This is a genomic window from Solirubrobacter ginsenosidimutans (assembly GCF_027587205.1).
In genome coordinates, this window is the sequence record NZ_JAPDOD010000016.1 from 1 (window position 1) to 18351 (window position 18351).

The 18351-nt window shown below is 72.5% G+C and carries 14 protein-coding genes; 3 read left to right on the forward strand and 11 right to left on the reverse strand.

Annotation, left to right across the window (positions count from 1 at the left end; all coding sequences use genetic code 11):
* Together OM076_RS17380 and OM076_RS17385 are read right to left on the reverse strand one after the other, a co-directional pair.
* Window positions 1-1068, reverse strand: a 1068-nt coding sequence (locus OM076_RS17380) for a CoA-binding protein (RefSeq protein ID WP_270041297.1), incomplete at its 3' end; no start/stop codon positions are given.
* Between the two features lie 116 nt (window positions 1069-1184).
* The gene (locus OM076_RS17385; RefSeq protein ID WP_270041298.1) at window positions 1185-2306 is read right to left on the reverse strand and encodes an acyl-CoA dehydrogenase family protein; all 1122 of its coding nucleotides are present in this window, start codon (window positions 2304-2306) and stop codon (window positions 1185-1187) included.
* Window positions 2307-2323: 17 nt separating this feature from the next.
* Here OM076_RS17385 and OM076_RS17390 point away from each other — a divergent pair, with 17 nt between their 5' ends.
* Window positions 2324-2929 carry a TetR/AcrR family transcriptional regulator gene (locus tag OM076_RS17390; RefSeq protein ID WP_270041299.1) on the forward strand — a complete coding sequence of 202 codons (606 nt, stop codon included), beginning with the start codon at window positions 2324-2326 and terminating at the stop codon, window positions 2927-2929.
* A gap of 104 nt (window positions 2930-3033) precedes the next feature.
* Here OM076_RS17390 and OM076_RS17395 read toward each other — a convergent pair whose 3' ends face one another.
* The 7 genes from OM076_RS17395 to OM076_RS17425 are packed head-to-tail and all read right to left on the reverse strand — an operon-like array spanning window position 3034 to window position 10832.
* On the reverse strand, window positions 3034-3981 hold the full coding sequence (locus OM076_RS17395; RefSeq protein ID WP_270041300.1) for a TetR family transcriptional regulator C-terminal domain-containing protein: 948 nt from the start codon (window positions 3979-3981) through the stop codon (window positions 3034-3036).
* On the reverse strand, window positions 3978-5030 hold the full coding sequence (locus OM076_RS17400; protein ID WP_270041301.1) for an ABC transporter ATP-binding protein: 1053 nt from the start codon (window positions 5028-5030) through the stop codon (window positions 3978-3980). The genes OM076_RS17395 and OM076_RS17400 overlap by 4 nt, the downstream gene beginning before the upstream one ends.
* Window positions 5027-5869 (reverse strand): ABC transporter permease, encoded by an 843-nt coding sequence (locus OM076_RS17405; protein ID WP_270041302.1) that lies wholly within the window; start codon window positions 5867-5869, stop codon window positions 5027-5029. The genes OM076_RS17400 and OM076_RS17405 overlap by 4 nt, the downstream gene beginning before the upstream one ends.
* Complete coding sequence (locus OM076_RS17410) at window positions 5866-6765, reverse strand: ABC transporter permease (RefSeq protein ID WP_270041303.1); 900 nt, start codon at window positions 6763-6765, stop codon at window positions 5866-5868. The genes OM076_RS17405 and OM076_RS17410 overlap by 4 nt, the downstream gene beginning before the upstream one ends.
* Window positions 6762-8039, reverse strand: a complete 1278-nt coding sequence (locus tag OM076_RS17415; protein ID WP_270041304.1) for a polyamine ABC transporter substrate-binding protein — start codon at window positions 8037-8039, stop codon at window positions 6762-6764. The genes OM076_RS17410 and OM076_RS17415 overlap by 4 nt, the downstream gene beginning before the upstream one ends.
* Before the next feature lie 34 nt (window positions 8040-8073).
* The gene (locus tag OM076_RS17420) at window positions 8074-9690 is read right to left on the reverse strand and encodes a phytoene desaturase family protein (protein WP_270041305.1); all 1617 of its coding nucleotides are present in this window, start codon (window positions 9688-9690) and stop codon (window positions 8074-8076) included.
* Entirely contained in the window at window positions 9687-10832 is a 1146-nt protein-coding gene (locus OM076_RS17425; RefSeq protein ID WP_270041306.1) for an aromatic ring-hydroxylating oxygenase subunit alpha, read from the reverse strand. Before OM076_RS17425 ends, OM076_RS17420 begins: the two co-directional genes overlap by 4 nt.
* 150 nt (window positions 10833-10982) lie before the next feature.
* Between OM076_RS17425 and OM076_RS17430 the strand changes: the two genes are divergently transcribed.
* A complete protein-coding gene (locus OM076_RS17430) occupies window positions 10983-12611 on the forward strand; it encodes an EAL domain-containing protein (protein WP_270041307.1) in 1629 nt (542 codons plus the stop codon).
* On the opposite strand, the gene OM076_RS17435 is transcribed toward OM076_RS17430, so the two are convergent.
* Window positions 12595-13680 carry a class I SAM-dependent methyltransferase gene (locus tag OM076_RS17435; RefSeq protein WP_270041308.1) on the reverse strand — a complete coding sequence of 362 codons (1086 nt, stop codon included), beginning with the start codon at window positions 13678-13680 and terminating at the stop codon, window positions 12595-12597. The two genes, OM076_RS17430 and OM076_RS17435, sit on opposite strands and share 17 nt — an antisense overlap.
* Before the next feature lie 162 nt (window positions 13681-13842).
* Here OM076_RS17435 and OM076_RS17440 point away from each other — a divergent pair, with 162 nt between their 5' ends.
* On the forward strand, window positions 13843-17304 hold the full coding sequence (locus tag OM076_RS17440) for an ATP-binding protein (protein WP_270041309.1): 3462 nt from the start codon (window positions 13843-13845) through the stop codon (window positions 17302-17304).
* On the opposite strand, the gene OM076_RS17445 is transcribed toward OM076_RS17440, so the two are convergent.
* Window positions 17301-18338, reverse strand: a complete 1038-nt coding sequence (locus tag OM076_RS17445; protein ID WP_270041310.1) for a hypothetical protein — start codon at window positions 18336-18338, stop codon at window positions 17301-17303. The two genes, OM076_RS17440 and OM076_RS17445, sit on opposite strands and share 4 nt — an antisense overlap.
* Window positions 18339-18351 lie beyond the last annotated feature (13 nt).

The following is an 18351-nucleotide window of genomic DNA, read 5'->3' on the forward strand; positions in this document are numbered from 1 at the left end:
CGCCTGCGCGGTCTCGCCGCCCGCCTGCGCGGTCTCGCCGCCCGCCTGCGCGGTCTCGCCGCCCGCCTGCGCGGTCTCGCCGCCCGCCTGCGCGGTCTCGCCGCCCGCCTGCGCGGTCTCGCCGCCCGCCTGCGCGGTCTCGCCGCCCGCCTGCGCGGTCTCGCCGCCCGCCTGCGCGGTCTCGCCGCCTACCCGCGGGCTCTCGCCGCCCACCCGCGGGCTCTCGCCGCCCGCGCGCCCGCGCGGCATGGCGAGCGCCTTCGCCAGCTCGAGGAGGTCGTGCGGGTCCTCCGCCCAGGCGGCGCCCAGCTCCTCGAACAGCGCGCGGAAGACCCGGTGGTCGCCCGCGAGCGCGCCCGTGTGGGCGATCGCGGCCGCCGCGCCCGCCCGCGAGCGCCCCGCCTTCAGGACCGCCACGCCGATGTCCTCCGCCGCCGCCTTCTCCAGCGCCGCGCACCAGCGCGCGCCGTCGCCGTCGGCTTCGAGGTAGAGGGCGATCGACCGGACGCCGTCGCGCTCGCAGAGCGCCTCGAGGAAGTCGGTCGCGTCGAGGACGGCCTGGTTGCCGCACGAGACGACGGTGTGCAGGCGCAGGCCGCGGCGCGAGGCGAGCGCGTTGACCGCGACGTTGCCGGACTGCGAGATCAGCGCGACCGGGCCGGCCTCGCGCGGCTCGATCGTGTCGCCCCAGAGCGCGACGCGGTCGGGCAGCGACACGATCCCGTTGCCGTTGGGGCCGCAGACCGGCAGCCCGTCCGCCGCGGCCGCGAGCGCCGACTGCAGCTCGGTCTCCCGCGCCTCGGCGAAGCCCGCCGCGAACACGACCGCTCCCCCACACCCCAGCACCCGCGCCCGCGCGACGACGTCCGGCGCATCGGCGGCCGGAATCGCGACCACGACCGCGTCCGGCGCCTCCGGGAGGTCCTCCAACGACGGATACGCGCGGACGCCGTGCACCGAGGACCGCCGCGGGTTGACCGCAAACGTCCGGCCCCTGAACCCAAGCCGCTGCAGATTGAGCAGCGCCTCACCGCCGTAGGAGCCGGGCCGCTCCGTCGCGCCCACCACGGCGATCGACCGCGGCGCGAGCAGCCGCGAAAGATAAAGGGACTGTCCCTTTAGGCTCGACGCCGCCGCGGAGGCCGGCTCTCCGCCATCACCCGGAAGGTAAAGGGACTGTCCCTTTATGTGATCACCCGCTCGACGCCGCGGCGTTCGAGGGCGCGGGCGACGATCAGGCGCTGGATCTCGCTCGTGCCCTCCCAGATGCGGTCCACGCGCAGTTCGCGCCAGAAGCGCTCGGCGACGTTGGTCCGCGTATACCCGCGCCCGCCGAAGATCTGCAGGCAGCGGTCGGCGCAGCGGTTGGCGGCCTCGCTGACGAACAACTTGGCCATCGAGGCCTTCGCGTGGATGAGCTTCGGGTCGGCGCCGGTGTCGGCGAGCCGCGCCACCTCCAGCCCGAGCAGCCGGCCCGCGGCTGCGTCGGCGGCGGAATCCGCGAGCGGGAACGCCACGCCTTGATGGTCGATGATCCGCGCGCCGCCCTGCTCGCGCGAGATCGCCCACGCGGTGGTCTCCTCGAGCAGGCGGAGCATCGCCCCGCAGCCGCGGGCGGCGATCCCGAGCCGCTCCTCGGCGAACCACGCCCGCTGCAGCTCGTCTCCCCCGCCCATGCCGCCGATCACGGCGTCCTCGCCGACGACGACCCCGTCGAACCGGATCGCCGGGTGGCCGTGCGGGTAGGTGTGGGTGAAGGGCGGGTCGTCGACGACGCCGATGCCCGGCAATCCGGCCTCGACGAGGAACAGCGTGGGTGACGGCGCCAGCGCCATGACGATGTAGACCGCCGCGACGTCGCCGTAGGTGACGAACCACTTCTCGCCGTCGATGCGCCAGCCCGCGTCCACACGGGTCGCGGTGGTCGCGATACCCGAGGGGTCGCTTCCCGCGTGCTCCTCCGTCACCGCGTAGGCGTCGTGCAGCTCGCCGCGCAGTGCCGGCTTCAGCCAGCGCTCGATCTGCGCCGGCGACCCGTGGGCGAGCACGTTGTAGGCGGTCGGGACGTGCCAGGACAGCGCGTTGGTCGAGCGGCCGAACTGCTCCTCGACCTCGAACCACTCGACGTGCGACCAGCCCTGCCCGCCGTGCTCGCGCGCGTGCAGGCCACCGGAGATCTCGCGCGCGAGCGCCTCCCGCTTGATCAGCGCGACGTCCTCGGGCATGATCCGCCCCAGCTCCGCGTCGACCTCGCGCGGGATCAGGAGTTCGTCGACGAACCTTCGCGCCCGCTCCCCCGGAGTCATGCCCTAGGGTCCCTCAGGTGGAAGCCAGAGCGGCCGCGCGGGCCAGCGCCCGGGCACGAATCCTGGACGCGGCCATCAAGCTCGTCGCGCGCGAAGGGATCAACGACGTCCGGATCGCCCGGATCGCGCAGGAGGCCGGCGTGTCGCCTTCGCTGCTGCACTACCACTTCGCCTCCCGGGACGCGCTGTTGGCCGAGGCGCTCGAGCACTCCTACGAGCTGGCCGGGACGATCCGCATCGGCCCCGACGACGAGCCGGCGCCCGCGGCCGCGCGGGTGCGGACGATGATCGACCAGTGCCTGCCGGCCGACGGCGCCCTGCGCGACGACTGGCTGCTGTGGGTCGAGCTGTGGCTGCATGCCGCCCGCCGCCCTGAATTGCGCCCGACCGCCGCCCGCCTGTACGCGCGCATGCACGCGTGGTTCGGCGAGACGATCGCGGAGGGCGTCGCGAGCGGCGAGTTCACGGTCGCGGACCCGCAGCGGACGATCGACCGCGTGCTCGCGCTGATCGACGGCTACGGCATCCGCGCGCTCACCGACGACCCGGCGATGCCGATCGAGCGGGCGCGGGAAGAGATCTGGGCGGCGGTCGCGGCCGACCTGGGGGTCGCGGCGGGCTGAGCCGCGCGTCGAAGCGCCCGCGTCGGTGGCACGAGCGTCGAGTTTCTCGCGTAGAGCGCACGAAAGTCGACGCTGGCGTGGCGTGGCACGGCGCGGGGGCGGCGTCATCTCGCCAGCTCCTCGCGCTCGGCGCCGGTCAGCGCGCGACCGGGAACCTCAAGGGTCGTCGCCGCCTCGACCGCCACGCCGGCGTCGGTCGCCACCGTCTCGCGGGTACGGAAGGTCACGCGCCCCACCGTGTCGAGCGTGCATGTGAGCGTCACGGCGTCGCGGCCCAGCGGGCGGCGGTAGGCGACGGAGACGTGGGTCACGACCGCATCCGGCACGCGCTCGCCGAGCCAGGCCGAGCGGGCCTCCTCGAGGAACGCGAACAGCGCGGCCGGATCGACGTGGCCGTGGGCGTCGAGGTCACGGCCGCGGATCTCGATCCGCGTCGAGTGGACGCGCGGGGCGACCGGGATGACGACCGGCGGCGGCGCCTCGGGCAGCGCGACCCCCAGTTCGAGCTCTGCCAGCCGCCGCGCCCACGCCGCCGCGCGCTCGGGCGGGACGTCCTCGGCGTGGACCGTCGTGTGCAGGCCGATGCCGTCGATCACTGCCACGAGGCGGGCGGCCGTGTCCTGTGGGTCGTCGCAGCGCCAGCAGCCCTGGCGCACGCCATCCTCGAGCACCTCGGCCAGCACCGCGCGCCAGCCGACGTCGAAGCGGCCGAGCGTGTCCCGGACCAGCGGGGAGTGCACCGACTCGCCCCACGCGTCCACCCACAGCCGCCAGCTCGACGCGTCCGCCCACTCGGACTGGTCAAGGTACGCGGCCAAGCGGTCCGGCGGCGCCTCGAAGCGCCGCGAGATCGCCTCCAAGGCGGCCAGATCCTCGTGCGCGGCGGCCGCGAACGCCTCCGCGACGACGTCGTCCTTGGAGTCGAAGTGGTAGTTGAGCAGCCCCAGCGACGCGCCCGCCTCGCGGGTGATGGTGCCGACCGTCGCCGCCGCGAAGCCGTCGCGCCCGATCACCCGCCGCGCCGCGGTCACGAGCTCCTCGCGGCGCCTCATGGCTCCAGCACCCGCAGACACTCGGCGGGCAGGTGCACGGACACGGGGTCACCGGACGCATGCTCGACCGGCGTGCCGTCGTTCGGGACGTCGCAGCGCACCAGCGCGCCCGAAGCCAGCCGCACCCGCACGTCCTGATGGAAGCCGAGGTAGACGACGGCCTCGACCATCCCCGGCACCCGGTTCTCGCCGCCGGCGCCGTGCGGCTCCAACCGCACCCGCTCCGGCCGGATCATCGCCAGCGCGTCGCCGGTCTGGCCGTTGACGTCGGCGCGCAACGCGAACTCCCCGACCTGCAACCCGCCGCCGGAGACCACCGCGGGGATCAGGTTCGACGCGCCGAGGAAGTTGGCCACGAACGCGGTCTCGGGCGCTTCGTAGAGGACCCGTGGCTCGCCGCACTGCTCCACCCGCCCGTTGCGCATGACCGCGACCCGGTCGCTCATCGTCAGCGCCTCGTCCTGGTCGTGGGTGACGTAGACGAACGTGATCCCGAGCGTCTCCTGGATCCGCTTGAGCTCGACCTGCAGATCGACCCGCAGGCGGGCGTCCAACGCCCCTAGCGGCTCGTCGAGCAGCAGCACCGGCGGCTCCAGCACGATCGCCCGCGCCAGCGCGACGCGCTGCTGCTGGCCACCCGAGAGCTGTCCCGGCCGGCGCGCCTCCAAGCCGCCGAGCTGGACCATCTCCATCGCCTCGCCCACCCGCCGCGCCGCGTCCGCCTTGCCCACCTTCTGGTAGCGCAGCCCGAACGCCACATTCTCGGCCACGGTCATGTGCGGGAAGAGCGCGTAGGACTGAAAGACCGTGTTGACGGGCCGCTTGTGCGGCGGCTTGTGCGCCATGTCGACGCCGTCGAGCTTGATCGCGCCCGAGTCCAGCTGCTCGAACCCCGCGATCAGCCGCAGCGTCGACGTCTTGCCGCAGCCCGACGGGCCGAGCATCGTGAAGAACTCGCCGCCCGGCATGTGCAGGTCGATGCCGTCGACGGCGACGACGTCGCCGTAGCGCTTGAAGAGCTGGTCGAGGTCGATCTGGCCGCGGCTCACTGCGCCGTCCCCGCCGCGAACGTCCCCACGCCCGCCTCCTGACCGCGCGACAAGCGCTTGAACAGCAGCCACGCCAGGGTCAGCGCCAGTAGCGAGAACACCAGCATGACCGTGGCCAGCGCGTTCAGGGCGGGCGTCGGCGCCGCCCGTGCGGTGGCGTAGATCCGCATCGGGACCGTCGTCGTGTCCGCCCCGCTCGCCATGTATTGCGCGACCACGAAGTCGTCGATCGAGAGCGCGAACGTGCTCAAGAGCGCCGCCGCGATCGCCGGCGCCAGCAGCGGCAACAGGACCCGCCGCAGCACCTGCCACGGCGGCGCGCCGAGGTCCGCCGCGGCCTCCTCGACGTCGTTGCCGATCATCACCAGCCGCCCGCGCACGATCAGCACGACCCAGCTCAAAGAGAACGTCACGTGCCCGATCACCTGCGCCGTCGTGCCCAGCCCGATGAACCCGAACGCGCTCGTGAAGAGCAGGAAGAGGCCGACGGCGAAGACGAGCTCGGGCGTCACGAGCGGCAGCAGCATCAGGATGTTCGACACGCCCGAGCCGCGCCCGCGCCAGCGCTGCAGCCCGATCGCCAGCGCCGTGCCGAGCGGCGTCGCGATCAGCATCGCCAGTCCCGCGAGCACGAGCGAGTGCTGCAGCGCGGCCCACAGCGTCGGGTCGTTGCGCACGCTCAGCGTCGGGTCCGTCCAGAACCAGCGCAGCGAGAAGCCCTGCGACGACGTCCGCGAGCGTCCCTGGTTGAACGCGAAGCGGATCGCCAGCAGGACCGGGAGCAGCGACCAGGTGACGTAGATCCACGTCACGGCCGGGAGGACTCGACCGCGCCTCACGCGGGCTCCTCCCGACGCAAGGTCCGCAGGTAATAGAGCATGAAGATCAGCAGGAACGCGCTCAACAGCAGCGTCAACGCGGCGCCCTTCGCCTTGTCCGGCCCGCCCTGGACGTAGTTGTTGATCGTGTTGCCGAGCATCGCCGTCTTCGGCGAGCCCGACATCAGGTCGGGCGTGTAGTAGTCGCCGAACATCGGCAGGGCGATCAGGACGATCCCGCCGAGCGTCCCCGCCTTCGAGAGCGGCAGCACCACGCGCCGGAACGCGGCCGACGGCGGCGCGCCGAGGTCCCGCGCCGCCTCGATCAAGCGCTGGTCGATCCGGTCCAAGGACGCGTAGAGCGGCAGGATCAGGTACGGCACGTAGCCGTAGACCAGCCCGAGGATCACGGCGATCGGCTGCCCGCCGAGCCAGTCGTCGCCGTCCAGCAGCCCGAGCGACGAGAACAGCTTGTCGATCGAGAGCGCGTTCAACACGTCCGCCGCGTACCCGCCGGTCGCCAGCAGGTTCGTCCAGGCGAACATCCGCATCAGGTACGAGATCCAGAACGGCGCGACCAGCAGCACGAGCAGCAGTGCCTTGGTCCGCCCGTGCGCCTGGCGGGACACGTAGTACGCGACGGGGTAGCCGATCGCCAGCGAGAGCAGCACGGCGACCACGACATAGAACAGCGTGCGCGCGAAGACGTCCCACGTCCGCCCGCCGGGGACGACGTCCTGCACCGCCTGCCAGAGGTAGCCGACGTTCCAGTCAAGCGGGTTCCAGTGCGGGACCGGCTCGTAGAGGTCGGTGATGTTCCCCAGCCCGACCGCGACTACCGCGTAGAAGGCGACGAGGAAGAACGCGGCCAGCCACGCCATTCCCGGCAACGTCAAGAGGGCCCAGGCGCGCTTCATCCGTTGCGGAACGCGTCCCAGTTCTGGTCCCACGCGCGGCGCCCGTTCGCGGTCAGCGCCAGGTAGGCGTTGCCGTTGGCGTAGTCCTCGCGGGTGACGACGCAGTTGCGCAGGTTCTCCGGGAGGAGCTCCTGTGCGAACAGGGCGTCGGCGTCGATCTTGGTGATCGGCGGCTGATAGCCGACGTAGCCGACGAAGTTCTCCAGGGCGTTCTTCGGGTCCAGCAGGTAGTTCATGAACCGGTGGGCGAGCACCGGCTTCTCGGCTTCCGCGCCGATGCACATGCAGTCGTTGAACACCGGCCCGCCCGCCTTCTGGTACCAGTACGAGAGCACGTCGCCCGTCGTGCCGGACGGCAGGTAGGAGATGACGGCGTTGAGCATGTCGCCGGACCAGACCTGGTTGAGCCACATGCGCCCGGCCGGCAGCGTTTCGTAGCCCGTGATCGTCACCTTCACGCGTGCGATCTGGTTGAGCTCCTTCAGGTCGTCGGACGCGCGCTTGAGCTGGGCCGGGTCCTCGGTGTTGAGGTCGGTGACGCCGCGGCGCATCAGCGCCATCCCGAGCGCCTCGCGCGAGTCGTCGAGGATGCCCACCCGCCCGCGGAAGGCCTCGGACTTCCAGAACGACTCCCACCCCAGCTGCTCGGGATCGAAGTCCCCGAGCTTGTCGTTGCGCCACCCGATCCCGGTCGTGTAGAGCGTGTAGGGCACCGAATAGCGCGGCCCGACGTCGTAGAAGGGGTTCTGCAGCTCCGGCCAGACCTCGCTGTGCAGGTTCGGCACGAGCTCGAGGTTCAGCGGCTGGACGAGCTTGCTCCCCACCAGCCGCGAGAGGTGATCGGGCGCGGTGAAGATGACGTCGAACTTCAGGCGGCCGGTCGAGAGCTTGGTGAACGCCTCGTCGAGCGAGTTGAACGTCGTCACCCGCACGGACACGTTCTCCTGCTTGCCGAAGGCCTTGATGACCTCCGGGTTCAGGTAGTCGGCGTAGTTGTAGATCTGCAGCTCGCCGCCGCTCTCGGGCTTGCCCGCCTTCACCGCGTCGCCCACCTTCGGCAACGTCACCGGGTAGTCGTGGCGGGAGAGCGGGATGCCGGCGGCGTCGACCGGCCCGCCGGCGGTGGGATCGCCCATGATCCCCTTGCCCGACGAGCCCTCGGCGGTCGCGACCGGGGTCGTGGTGTTCTCGCAGCCGGTCAGGCCCGCTCCCGCGAGCAATGCGCCCGCGCCTGCGAGCAACCTCCTCCGCGACAGTCCTGAAGGCTCGTTCAAGACTCCTCGATCCTGCACCTTTGTGACTATCGTGTCAAGCTCGGCTCAGTGCCTTGAACGGACGTTCAGTGAAGCGGCGCTTCCTCCGGTCCTTGAGCACCCGCTGGGCCGCGTTGTGGCCCGCGGCGGCGATCACGCCGCCACCCGGGTGCGTGCCCGCGCCGCACAGATACAGGCCGTGGACGGGCGTGGCGTAGCGGGAGAGCAGCGGCGACGGGCGCATGAACGCCATCTGGTCCAGGCCCTGCTCGCCCTGGAAGATCGACCCGCCCACGAGGCCGAAGATCCGCTCCAGATCGGGCGGGGCGAGCACCTCGTAGTGCAGGACGTTCTCGCGCACGTTCGGCGCGTACTCGGCCACGATGTCCAGGCAGCGCTGCGCGTAGGCCTCGCGCGCGCCGTCCGGCCAGCCGGCCTCGTCGTGCGGGCCGTACTGGGTGAACATCGTCATCACCGTCGTGCCGTCGTCGGTCAGCGACGGGTCGATCGCGGTCGGCACCTCGACCTCGATGTACGGGCCGGCGGCGGGCTTGCCGAGCGTCGCGTCCTGCCATGCGCGCTCGAGGTAATCGATCGACGGGCAGATCGCCAGCGACGTGTGCAGCAGCGCCGGATCAGGGAAGTCCGGCGGCTCGCTCAGGATCCAGTTGACCTTCACGGAACCGCCGCGGGAGCGGTAGCGCTCCATGTCGGTGACCACTTCCTCGGGGAAGTGCTCGCCGCCCACCAGCTCCAGCACCGTGGTCTTGGGATGGGCGCCCGACAGGACGATCGGGGCGGTGATGGACTCTCCGTCCTCGAGCGTCACGCCGGTCACTCGCCCGCCGGCCACGTCGATCGACGCGACCGCGGCATCGACTCGCACGTTCGCCCCGAACGCGCGGGCGGAGGCCGCGATCGCCTCGGAGATCGCCCCCATGCCGCCCTTCACGTGCCCCCACGCGCCGCCGACGCCGTCCAGCTCGCCGAGCTCGTGGTGCAGCAGGTTGTAGGCCGTGCCGGGCGTTCGCGGACCCGCCCACACGCCGACCACGCCGGTCGACGCGTAGGCGCCCTTCAACGCATCGTTCTCGAACCAGTCGTCGAGCAGGTCGCCGACGGACATCGTCATCACGCGGTAGAGGTCCTGCAACCCGCGTCGTGACAGGCCCGCCGCCCGCCCCGCCTCGCGCAGCAGCTCGAGCACGTCGCCGGGATGCCTGGAGCCCAGCGCCGGCGGTGGGCGCAGCATCATCGGCCGCAGGACGTCGGCGACGCGCTCCATCATCGCGTCGAACTCGGGCATCTTCGCCGCGTCGCGCGGGGAGACGCGGGCGAGCGATTTGCGGGCCTTCGCGTCGTCGTTGTGGAAGAGGATCGGCGTGCCGTCGGCGGCGAAGGTGGCAAACGGCGGGTCGAGCGGGATCGGGTCGTAGCCGAAGCGCTTGAGCTCGAGGTCGGCGACGACCTGCGGGCGCAGCATCGAGACGACGTACGACGCGCGCGACACGCGCCGCCCCGGCGAGATCTCCTCGGTCACGCACGCGCCGCCGAGCAGCTCGCGGCGCTCGAGCACGCACACGCGCAGGCCCGCGCGCGAGAGATATGCCGCTGCCGTCAGGCCGTTGTGGCCGCCGCCGACGACGATCGCATCGAAGTCGGAGCCAGTCATCGCAAGGCCTCCAAGTAGCGCTCGGCGATCATCACGTCGAAGGTGTGCACGTCGTCCTCCTGCGTCGTGTAGCGGCCGGGCGTGAACGAGCGCGACTCCATCCCGCGCTGCGTGAGGGCGCAGACCTCCCAGTCCTCCCGGTTGACCTGGTCCCAGAACTCGACGGCGTCGGTCGGGTCGAAGTCCGGCGCGGCGATCGCCTCGGGCTCGAAGAACCACTCGCACACGACCTCGGTGCGCTCCGGCGACTTCGGCCACAGCGTGTGCAGCATCACGTAGTCCGGGTGCAGCGAGACCAGCGTGTTCGGGAAGATCAGGAAGTAGAGGATCGACCGGACGTCGACACCCGCGATCGGTTCGCGCACCCGCGCTCCGTCGACCGTCATGTCCTCCACGCCGGGCGCGAGCGTCATCGACCCGCCGCACCACAGCCCGGCGCCCTCGATCGACTCGCCGCTCAGATAGTGCGAGAGCCGGTTGAGCTCCGGATGCACACCTGGGCAGTGCAGGCACTCGCTGTAGTTCTCGCCGATCGCCTTCCAGTTGGCGTCGACGTCGTAGACGATTCGCGCGCCGCGCTTGAGGTCGGCGTTGCGGTACTTCGCGAGCAGCGGGGCGAGGTCGCCGATGTGGGCCTGCGGCGGCGGCGCCTCGCCGCTGAGGTCGAGCAGGACGAGCCCCTCGACCACCGCCAGCCGGACCTCGTGCAGCGCGAAGCACTTCGGGTCGAAGTCCTGCAGGCCGTCCGTGAAGGGCGCGTTCTTCAGGCTCCCGTCGAAGCCGTAGGTCCAGGCGTGGTAGGAGCACTGGATGCGCCGCAACGTCCCGGAGGGCGCCACCACGAGCCGCGCCCCGCGGTGGCGGCAGGTGTTCAGGAAGGCGCGCGGCAGGCCGTCGTCATCGCCGATGACGAGGACGTTCTCCCCGCCGGCTTCGACTGTCAGGAAGTCGCCGCGCCGCGCGACCTGCTCGACATGCCCCGCACAGATCCAGCCCCTGGCGAAGAAGTTGGCACGCTCCCATTCGAAGACCCCGTAGTCCGTGTAGGCCGCGCCGGGCAGCATCGTCGCCTGTTCCAGTGGCAGGCACGTGCGCACGATTTCCGCGGCGGAGAGCGGAAGAGCGGGGTTCGTGACGGTCATCGCGGCAGATCCTCCAGGGTTCGGCTGACGCGAACCCTATCACCGACATTGTGCAACTGGCAACAAAGTCAGTTTGGTCTGTACGCGCAAGTCTGGACACCGGGATGCGTTTGGGACTGGTGTCCAGCGCGCACCCCAGACAAGGCCCACATGTCTCCATTGCTGACCGCCCGCCCGTCCGTTTCCGTGACCCTCCGGCTGCTCGGAGCGACGCTCGTCATGGCCTTGATCGCCGCCTCCATCCCGTTCTTCGGCGGTGACGGCCGGTCCAGTGCCGTCGTCCCGGCATGCCTGACGCTGGGGATCGTGTGCGCCGCGCTGATGAGCCATCTGCTCTTCGCCTCGGCGAAGGCGACCGGCGACGGCCGCCTCGCCTGGATGTCGGTCGGCACGACGCTCGCCCTCGTCGGCCTCGCGCTGACCCTCTTCTCGCAGCCGAGCCTCTTCCCCGGCGGCGCGCCCGTCGGCATGAACGCCGACGCCGGTGCCGCTCGTTACCTGCTCTGGCATGTCGCGCTGCTGGCCGCCGCGGGGTTCGCGCTGGCCGGCTGGGCGCCGAAGCTGCGTTCCTTGCTCATCTTCGGCGGCCTGGGTGTCCTCCTCCTCGCCTGGGCCGCCGTTGTCTCCACCCCGTTCGGCGAGCTCGCGTCGAGCAGCGGGTTCTCCCCCACGATGCGTGCGCTGGTTGCCGTCATCGTGGCCGCGCAAGCCGGCGTCGCCGTTCTGTGGTGGCGGCGCGCCGGCGGCGCGGTGTCCTGGGCCGACATGTGCGTGACGGCGATGATGGCCCTCTCCGCCCTGGACGCGTTCGCCTACGTCCTCGCGCCGCAGAGCTTCGAGGGCGCCTGGTGGGCGAGCCTCGCGCTGCGGGCGGGCCAGTTCGCCGTTCCCGCCGTCGGCCTGCTGATCGGCTTCATCGCGGTCGCCGAGAAGCTGCGCGAGTTCGAGGAGGAACTGACCGCGAACCTCGTCGCCGAGCGCGAACGGGCACGCGTCGCGCAGGAGGCGGCCACCTTCGACCAGCAGCGCCGCGAGCGCGTCCAGGCCCGCGTCCAGGCGCTGATCGACGGCGACGGCCTCGGTGTCGCCTTCCAGCCGATCGTGGACCTCGCGTCCGGCCGCGTCGTCGGCGCCGAGGCGCTGGCGCGCTTCACCGGCGCCGACGGCGAGCCGATCCCGACCGAGCGCTGCTTCCTCGACGCCCACGCCGTCGACATGGGCGTCGCGCTCGAGATGTCCGTGATCCGGCAGGCGCTCGACTGCGAGCGCACCCGCCTGCCGGCCGGCCGCTACCTGGCGTTGAACGTGTCGCCGGCGGTCCTGGAGCACGACGACCTCGCGTTCGAGATCGCCGCGCACCACACCGGCCGCCCGCTCGTGGTCGAGATCACCGAGCACCAGCCGGTCGAGGACTACGTCGCGCTCTCGGCCTCGCTCGACCGCCTCCGGGCGCTCGGCGTCCGCGTCGCGGTGGACGACGTCGGCTCGGGTTTTGCCTCGTTCCGGCACGTCACCCGCGTCAATCCGGACATCCTCAAGCTCGACCGGACGCTCGTGTGCGGGATCGACGGCGACCCGGTCCGCCAGTCGCTGGCGTCGGCGATCGTCGCCTTCGCCGCGGACGTCGGTGCCGTCGTCGTCAGCGAGGGCATCGAGAACGAGAGCGAGCTCTGCTGCCTGAAGGGCCTGGCCGTCGGCTGCGGCCAGGGCTTCTACCTCGCCCGCCCGAACCTCGGGGCCGTCGAGGCCGAGGTCGAGCAGCTCACGCTCGCGGCCTAAGCCGGTAGAACCGCCAGAAGTCGTTCTCGATGTCGAGGATCTCGACGCCGGCGAAGCCGGCCTCGCGCGCGTAGACCTCGAGCGTGTGCGGGCGCATCACGGTGCCGGTAGCCGCGGCGTCATGGTCGATCCGGCCGACGGGCAGGCAATGCAGCACGCTGAAGCCGTAAGAGAGCCGCTCCATCGGGTCCTCGCTCGGGGCGCTGAACGCGTGCGGGACCTTCTGGTCGGCGACGATCAGCGCGCCGTGCGGCGCGAGCAGCCCGTGCGCGGTGGTGAGCGCCTCGACCGGGTGGTTCATGTCGTGGACGGCCTGGAAGATCGTCACCAGGTCGTAGCTGCCGGCCAGTGAGGGGTCGCTGGCGTCCTGCACGTAGAAGCGGGTGCGCTCGGTGGCGAGGGCGCGGGCGCGCTCGATCGAGGCCTCGTCCTCGTCGAAGCCGTCGACGCGGGCGTGCGGGTAGGCGCCGGCGATCGCGCGCGTGGAGTGGCCGATGCCGCACGCGATGTCGGCGACGTGGGCGCCGGGCTCCCGCAGGCGGGCGTGGACGTCCGGGATCGCCCGGAGCCAGTCCGGGAGCAGGTGGGTGTACATCGGCAGGTTGGTGTCGGCGATGCCCTCGCGCATGTCCGCGCCGTAGTAGGCGTACGGGACGCCGGCGCCGGTGCGGAAGGCGTCGACCACCAGGTTCAGCGCCGAGAGCGCGCCGATCGTCGCGCGGGCGAACCCGGCGACCGACGCGAGGCTCTTCGGATCGCGCAGCGCGAGCGCGTGGCCTTCGGGGAGCGTGAACTCGAGCGGCTTGGCGTTCGCGTCGACGCAGTCGATGATGCCGGTTGCGGCCTGCTGCTCGAGCCACTCGCGGGTGTAGCGCTCGTCGGTCCCGGCGCGCTCGGCGATCTGCGCGGCGGTCCGCGGCTCCGAGGTGCTGAGGGCGTCGTAGAGCCCGACACGATGGCCGATGTGGATGCACGCGAGGTCGAACGTGGCGAGCGCGGCGCCGAAGACGCGTTCGGCGAGTGCTCCGGCCTGCTCAGCGCCGGTGGGAGGAGAGACGATCACGGTCATGGCGAGCAGCTTCCGCGGCGTGCGTCCCGCGATCGTCCCGCTGCGCGTCCCGCGTCCGACGGTGTGGTCACCCGCACGCCGGGTTCGGGAGCCTCCTCCCTCCCGCCGCGCGTGGTTCGATGGGATTGTTGAACAATCGACTCCCATGTTGTTCTCATCTCGGTGCTCGGTGGCTTGTCGGCGACGGTTGATGGGACCCGCATCGCGCTTCCCGCCGACGCCCGCGCGCGAGAGCTGCTCGCGTATCTCGCGGTGCACCCCGGCGCGCACTCGCGCCAGCGCCTGGCGGGGCTGCTGCGGCCCGACGTCGCCGAGGCGAGCGCGCGCAAGACCTTGCGCGACGCGGTGTACGAGCTGCGGAGGGCGTTCTCGCCCGCCGAACCAGTGATCGCGACGCGCGAGGCGGTGTTGCTGCGCGCCGAGGTCGACCTCCTCCGGTTCCGGGCGGCGGATCGTCTTGAGGACCGCGCCCGCCTCGCCGGGTACGGCGAGAGTCGACTTACTCGTGCTCTACACGACAAAGTCGACTTTCGCGGCGCGCGGCGCGAGCTGCTCGCCGGCTTGGACGCCGACTGGGTGTTGCGGGCGCGCGACGAGCATCACGCCGACGTCGCGGCGGTGCTCGCGGCGCTCACGGACGAGGCGGAGGACGTCGCCGGCGCGATCGCGTGGACGCGGCGGCGGATCGAGCACGAGCCCCTGGGCGAGGCGGGGCATCGCGATCTGATCCGGCTCCTCGCCGCGGCCGGTGACCGCCCCGCCGCGCTGGCGGCAGCCGACGTGCTCGCCGAGCGGTTGCGGCGCGAGCTGCGTGTGCCGCCGTGCGTCGAGACGCGGGCGCTGGTCGAGCAGGTGCGCCGCGGGCGCGTCGGCGCCGTCGCGCCGACCGCGCAGCCCGCACTCCCGGCGCCGCTCGCCCGCACCGTACGGCCGGAAGGTCGCGAGGCGCCGCTCACCCGCCTGCGAGCGACGTGGGACGAGGTCCGTTCGGGAACGTTGCGGATCGCGGTCGCGACCGGGGAGCCGGGGATCGGCAAGACGACGCTGCTCGGTGAGCTGGCCCGCCATGCGCACGCCGACGGCGCGGCGATCCTGTTCGGGCGCAGCGACGAGCATGGGCTGCTGCCGTATCAGCCGTGGGTCGAGGCACTCGAGCGCCACCTCGCCGGGCTCGACCCGATCGAGCGCGAGCGACGGCTCGGCGACGGGGCGCTCGCGCGGCTGCTGCCGTCGCCGGCGGCGGAGCCCGCCGACGCCGCGGGCGACCGCTACCGCGCCTTCGAAGCCGTGCGCGGGTTGCTCGAGGAGACCGCGGCCGAGCGCCCGGTCCTGCTCGTCCTCGACGACCTGCACTGGGCCGATCCGGACTCGCTGCTGCTGCTCCGGCACGTCGTGCGCATGGCGGGTGGCGCGCGGCTGCTCGTAGCGATCTCGATGCGCGACGCGGAGCTGAGCGCCGCCGCCGCACTGACGCTCGCCGACCTCCGCCGCGAAGGCCCGCTCCTCCACATCGCCCTGACGGGCCTCGACCAGGACGCCGTCGCGGCCGTCGTCGCCCGCCACGACGCGACCGGTGATGCCGCCGCATACCGCGAGCGCACGGGCGGCAACCCGTTCTTCCTGGACGAGTTGCTGCGCGACGAAGCCGAGCGCGGCACGAGCGCCGCGCCGCCGCCGGGAGTCCGCGCGGTGATCGGCCGCCGGCTCAGCCGTCTGCCGGCGTCCGCCCGACGCGCCCACGAGGCGGGCGCGGCCCAGGGTCTCGAGTTCGAGCCGCTCGCGCTCGACGACGAAACGCTGGACGGCCTCGCCGACGCCACCGCCGCCGGCCTCGTCGCGCCCGTGTGCGAGCGCCGGTTCGCGTTCGCCCACGCGCTGATCGTGGACACGCTCCTCGCAGAGTTGCCGGCCTCCCGGCTCGGGCGCCTGCACCTCGAGATCGCAGACGCCCTGACGGACGGCCACGCCGCCGAGATCGCGAGACACCTGCGCGCCGCGGGCCCACTCGCGCCCCCGGAGCGCCGCATCCGGGCCGAGCTCGCCGCCGCCCGCCAGGCCGAAGCGATGCTCGCCTACGCCGACGCGGCCGCACACTACGAGGCCGCGCTGGAAGTGGCGCGAAGGAGTCGCGAGAGGGTCGCGGCCGCGGGCATACGCGACCAGGTGGCGCCGCGGCGGCCCGGAGTGGGCGGCGATGGCGCGGCGGCGCAGCGGCCCGCAGTGGGCGGCGACGGCGCGGCCGACTTTGCGTTCGATCGAGCGGAGGTCCTGCTCGCGCTGGGTGCCGCGCAGGATCGTGCCGGTTGCCGCGCCGCGGCCCGGGCGGCGTTCGCCGCGGTCGTCGGGCTCGCGCGTGCGCGGCGTGACCCGGTGCTGCTCGCCCGCGCCGCGCTCGGCCATGGCGGGCTCGGCGTGCTCGTGGCGGCGCCGGACGCGTCGGTGACCCGGCCACTCGACGAGGCACTGGAGCAGCTTCCCGCCCACGAGACGGCGCTCGCGGCGCGCCTGCGGGCGCGGCTGGCGATCGAGCGCTACTACCCGGACCGGGCGAGCGCGGAGGCGCTGAGTGTGCGCGCGGTGCAAGACGCGCGCGCATCGAAGGACCCCGCGGCGCTCGCGGCGGCGCTCAACGCGCTGCGGGTCGCGTGCTGGACCCCGGGGCGGATCGACGACCGTCTCGCCGCCGCGACCGAGATGATCGAGGCCGCGACCGCCGCGGGCGACCGCGAGGGCGCGCTCCAGGGACGCAACTGGCGCGTCGTGGACCTGATGGAGCTCGGCGACCGCCACGCGCTCGAGGGGGAGATCGACGCGTACACACCACTCGCGGACGCGGTCGGGCTCCCGCACTACGGCTGGTACGACCCGCTGTGGCGCTCCGCGCTCGCCCAGCTCGACGGACGCTGGCAGGACGCACAGCGGCTCGGCGAGCGGGCGCTCGAACTCGCGCAACGCGCCGGCGACCAGATGGCGCCGTGGCTCGTGAAGGCGCAGCAACAGTCGACGCTGGACCTCCGCGGCTGGCTGCATGAGACCGATCGCGACTGGTTCGCCGAACAGGCGGCCGCCTCGGCGCAGCCGTGGGCGTGGCTGACCTATCTGGCGTACGTCGACGCGGGTACCGGACGCGACGACGGCGCGCGGGAGGTCGTGGCCGAAATGCTGCGTGACGGCGGCCGGAATCTCCCGGACACGGTCAACTGGCACGTGCTGTGCGATCTCGGCGAGGCCGTCGCGCTGCTCGGCGACGAGGACTCAGCCGCGATCCTGCATGCCAAGCTCGCCCCGCACGCGCGCCTGTTCCCGGTCGTCGCCCGCGGCGGGCTCTGCCTGGGCTCGGCGGAATACTTCGTCGGCCGGCTGGCGAGCACGCTCGGGCGCCACGACGAGGCCGAGTGGCGCCTCCGTCGCGCCGTAGGAGAGAACCTGCGAATCGGCGCGCGGCCACGTGCGACGATCGCGCTCATGCGCCTCGGCGAGCTCCTGGCCGATCGCGGCGATGAGGAGAACGGGCGCGCGACGCTCCTCGAGGCTGCCGCGCAGGCCGGCGCGCTCGACATGCCGGGCGTCGCCGCCCGTGCCCTCGCCGCGGCGGCGCGGACGGTCCTCCCCGCGCCGGCCTAGCCGCCGCGCGGCGTCGGGCGAAAGCCGGGCTCGAGGTCGGCGAAGACCAGCGGGCTCGCCGGCAGGCCGTCCGGGATCTCGGGCTCGTTGAACGCCGACGGCGCGACGTCGTTCGGCGAATCGGGGTGAAACAGGGCGGCGAGCAGCTCGATCTGGCCGCGTCCGACCCCGAGCTCGCCCATTCCCCCGCCGTACATGACGACGTCGTGCGCGGCGCAGTGCTCGTAGATCTCAAAGAGCGGTTGCAGGCCGCCGATGCGTGACGGCTTGACGTTGATCGTGGGGGTCGAGATGTCCGCGGCGCGGTGGATCGGCGCGTCCAGCGAGAGCCGGTCGCGGACCGGGTCGAGCAGCGCCTCGACCTCCGGCAGCTCGTGCGGGTCCTCGAACAACGCAGCTCCAAACGCGGACAACACGACGCGGTACATCGCGATCAACGCGGCCTCGTCTTCGACCTCGAGCCCGTAGCGGCCCTTGAAGTCGACCGTGGCGACGCAGCCCAGCGCGGCGAGGTCGGCCACGATCGCCTCGTCCCAGGACGCCGCAGCGTCGAGCTTGAAGCCGACCGTCGGGTGCTGCGTGAAGCGGTCCGCGATCAGCGCGGCGGACGGTGGATCGCCGAGCCCGAGCGAGTTGACGAAGCGCACCGGTCGCGGCTCCAACCCGAGCGCCTCGGGCAACGAGACGCCGGCCTGACGCAGCGCGAGGTCCAGGGCGGCGGACTCGAAGGCCCAGTTGCGCCACGAGCGGGCCATCTCCCACTCCGGCGGCGCCACCTGCCATTGGTCGACGGTCGCCAGGTGCGCGCAGAAGCTCGCCAGCGTCCAGTCGCCGCGCAGCTCGAGATACGGGCCCGCGGCGTGCAGCGCCTCGCCGCCCTCGTCGAACAGGCCGACGTCCTCGCCCACGCCCTCCTCGCCGGCGCCGGACAACCGGAACTGGGTCGTCGTGCGGTCGTATCCGGCGGCGTCGAGCCGCTCCAGGGCATAGCCGTCGATGACGAGCGGCAGAGTGGCGATGCGGTCCCAGATCACCTCTGGACCGTAA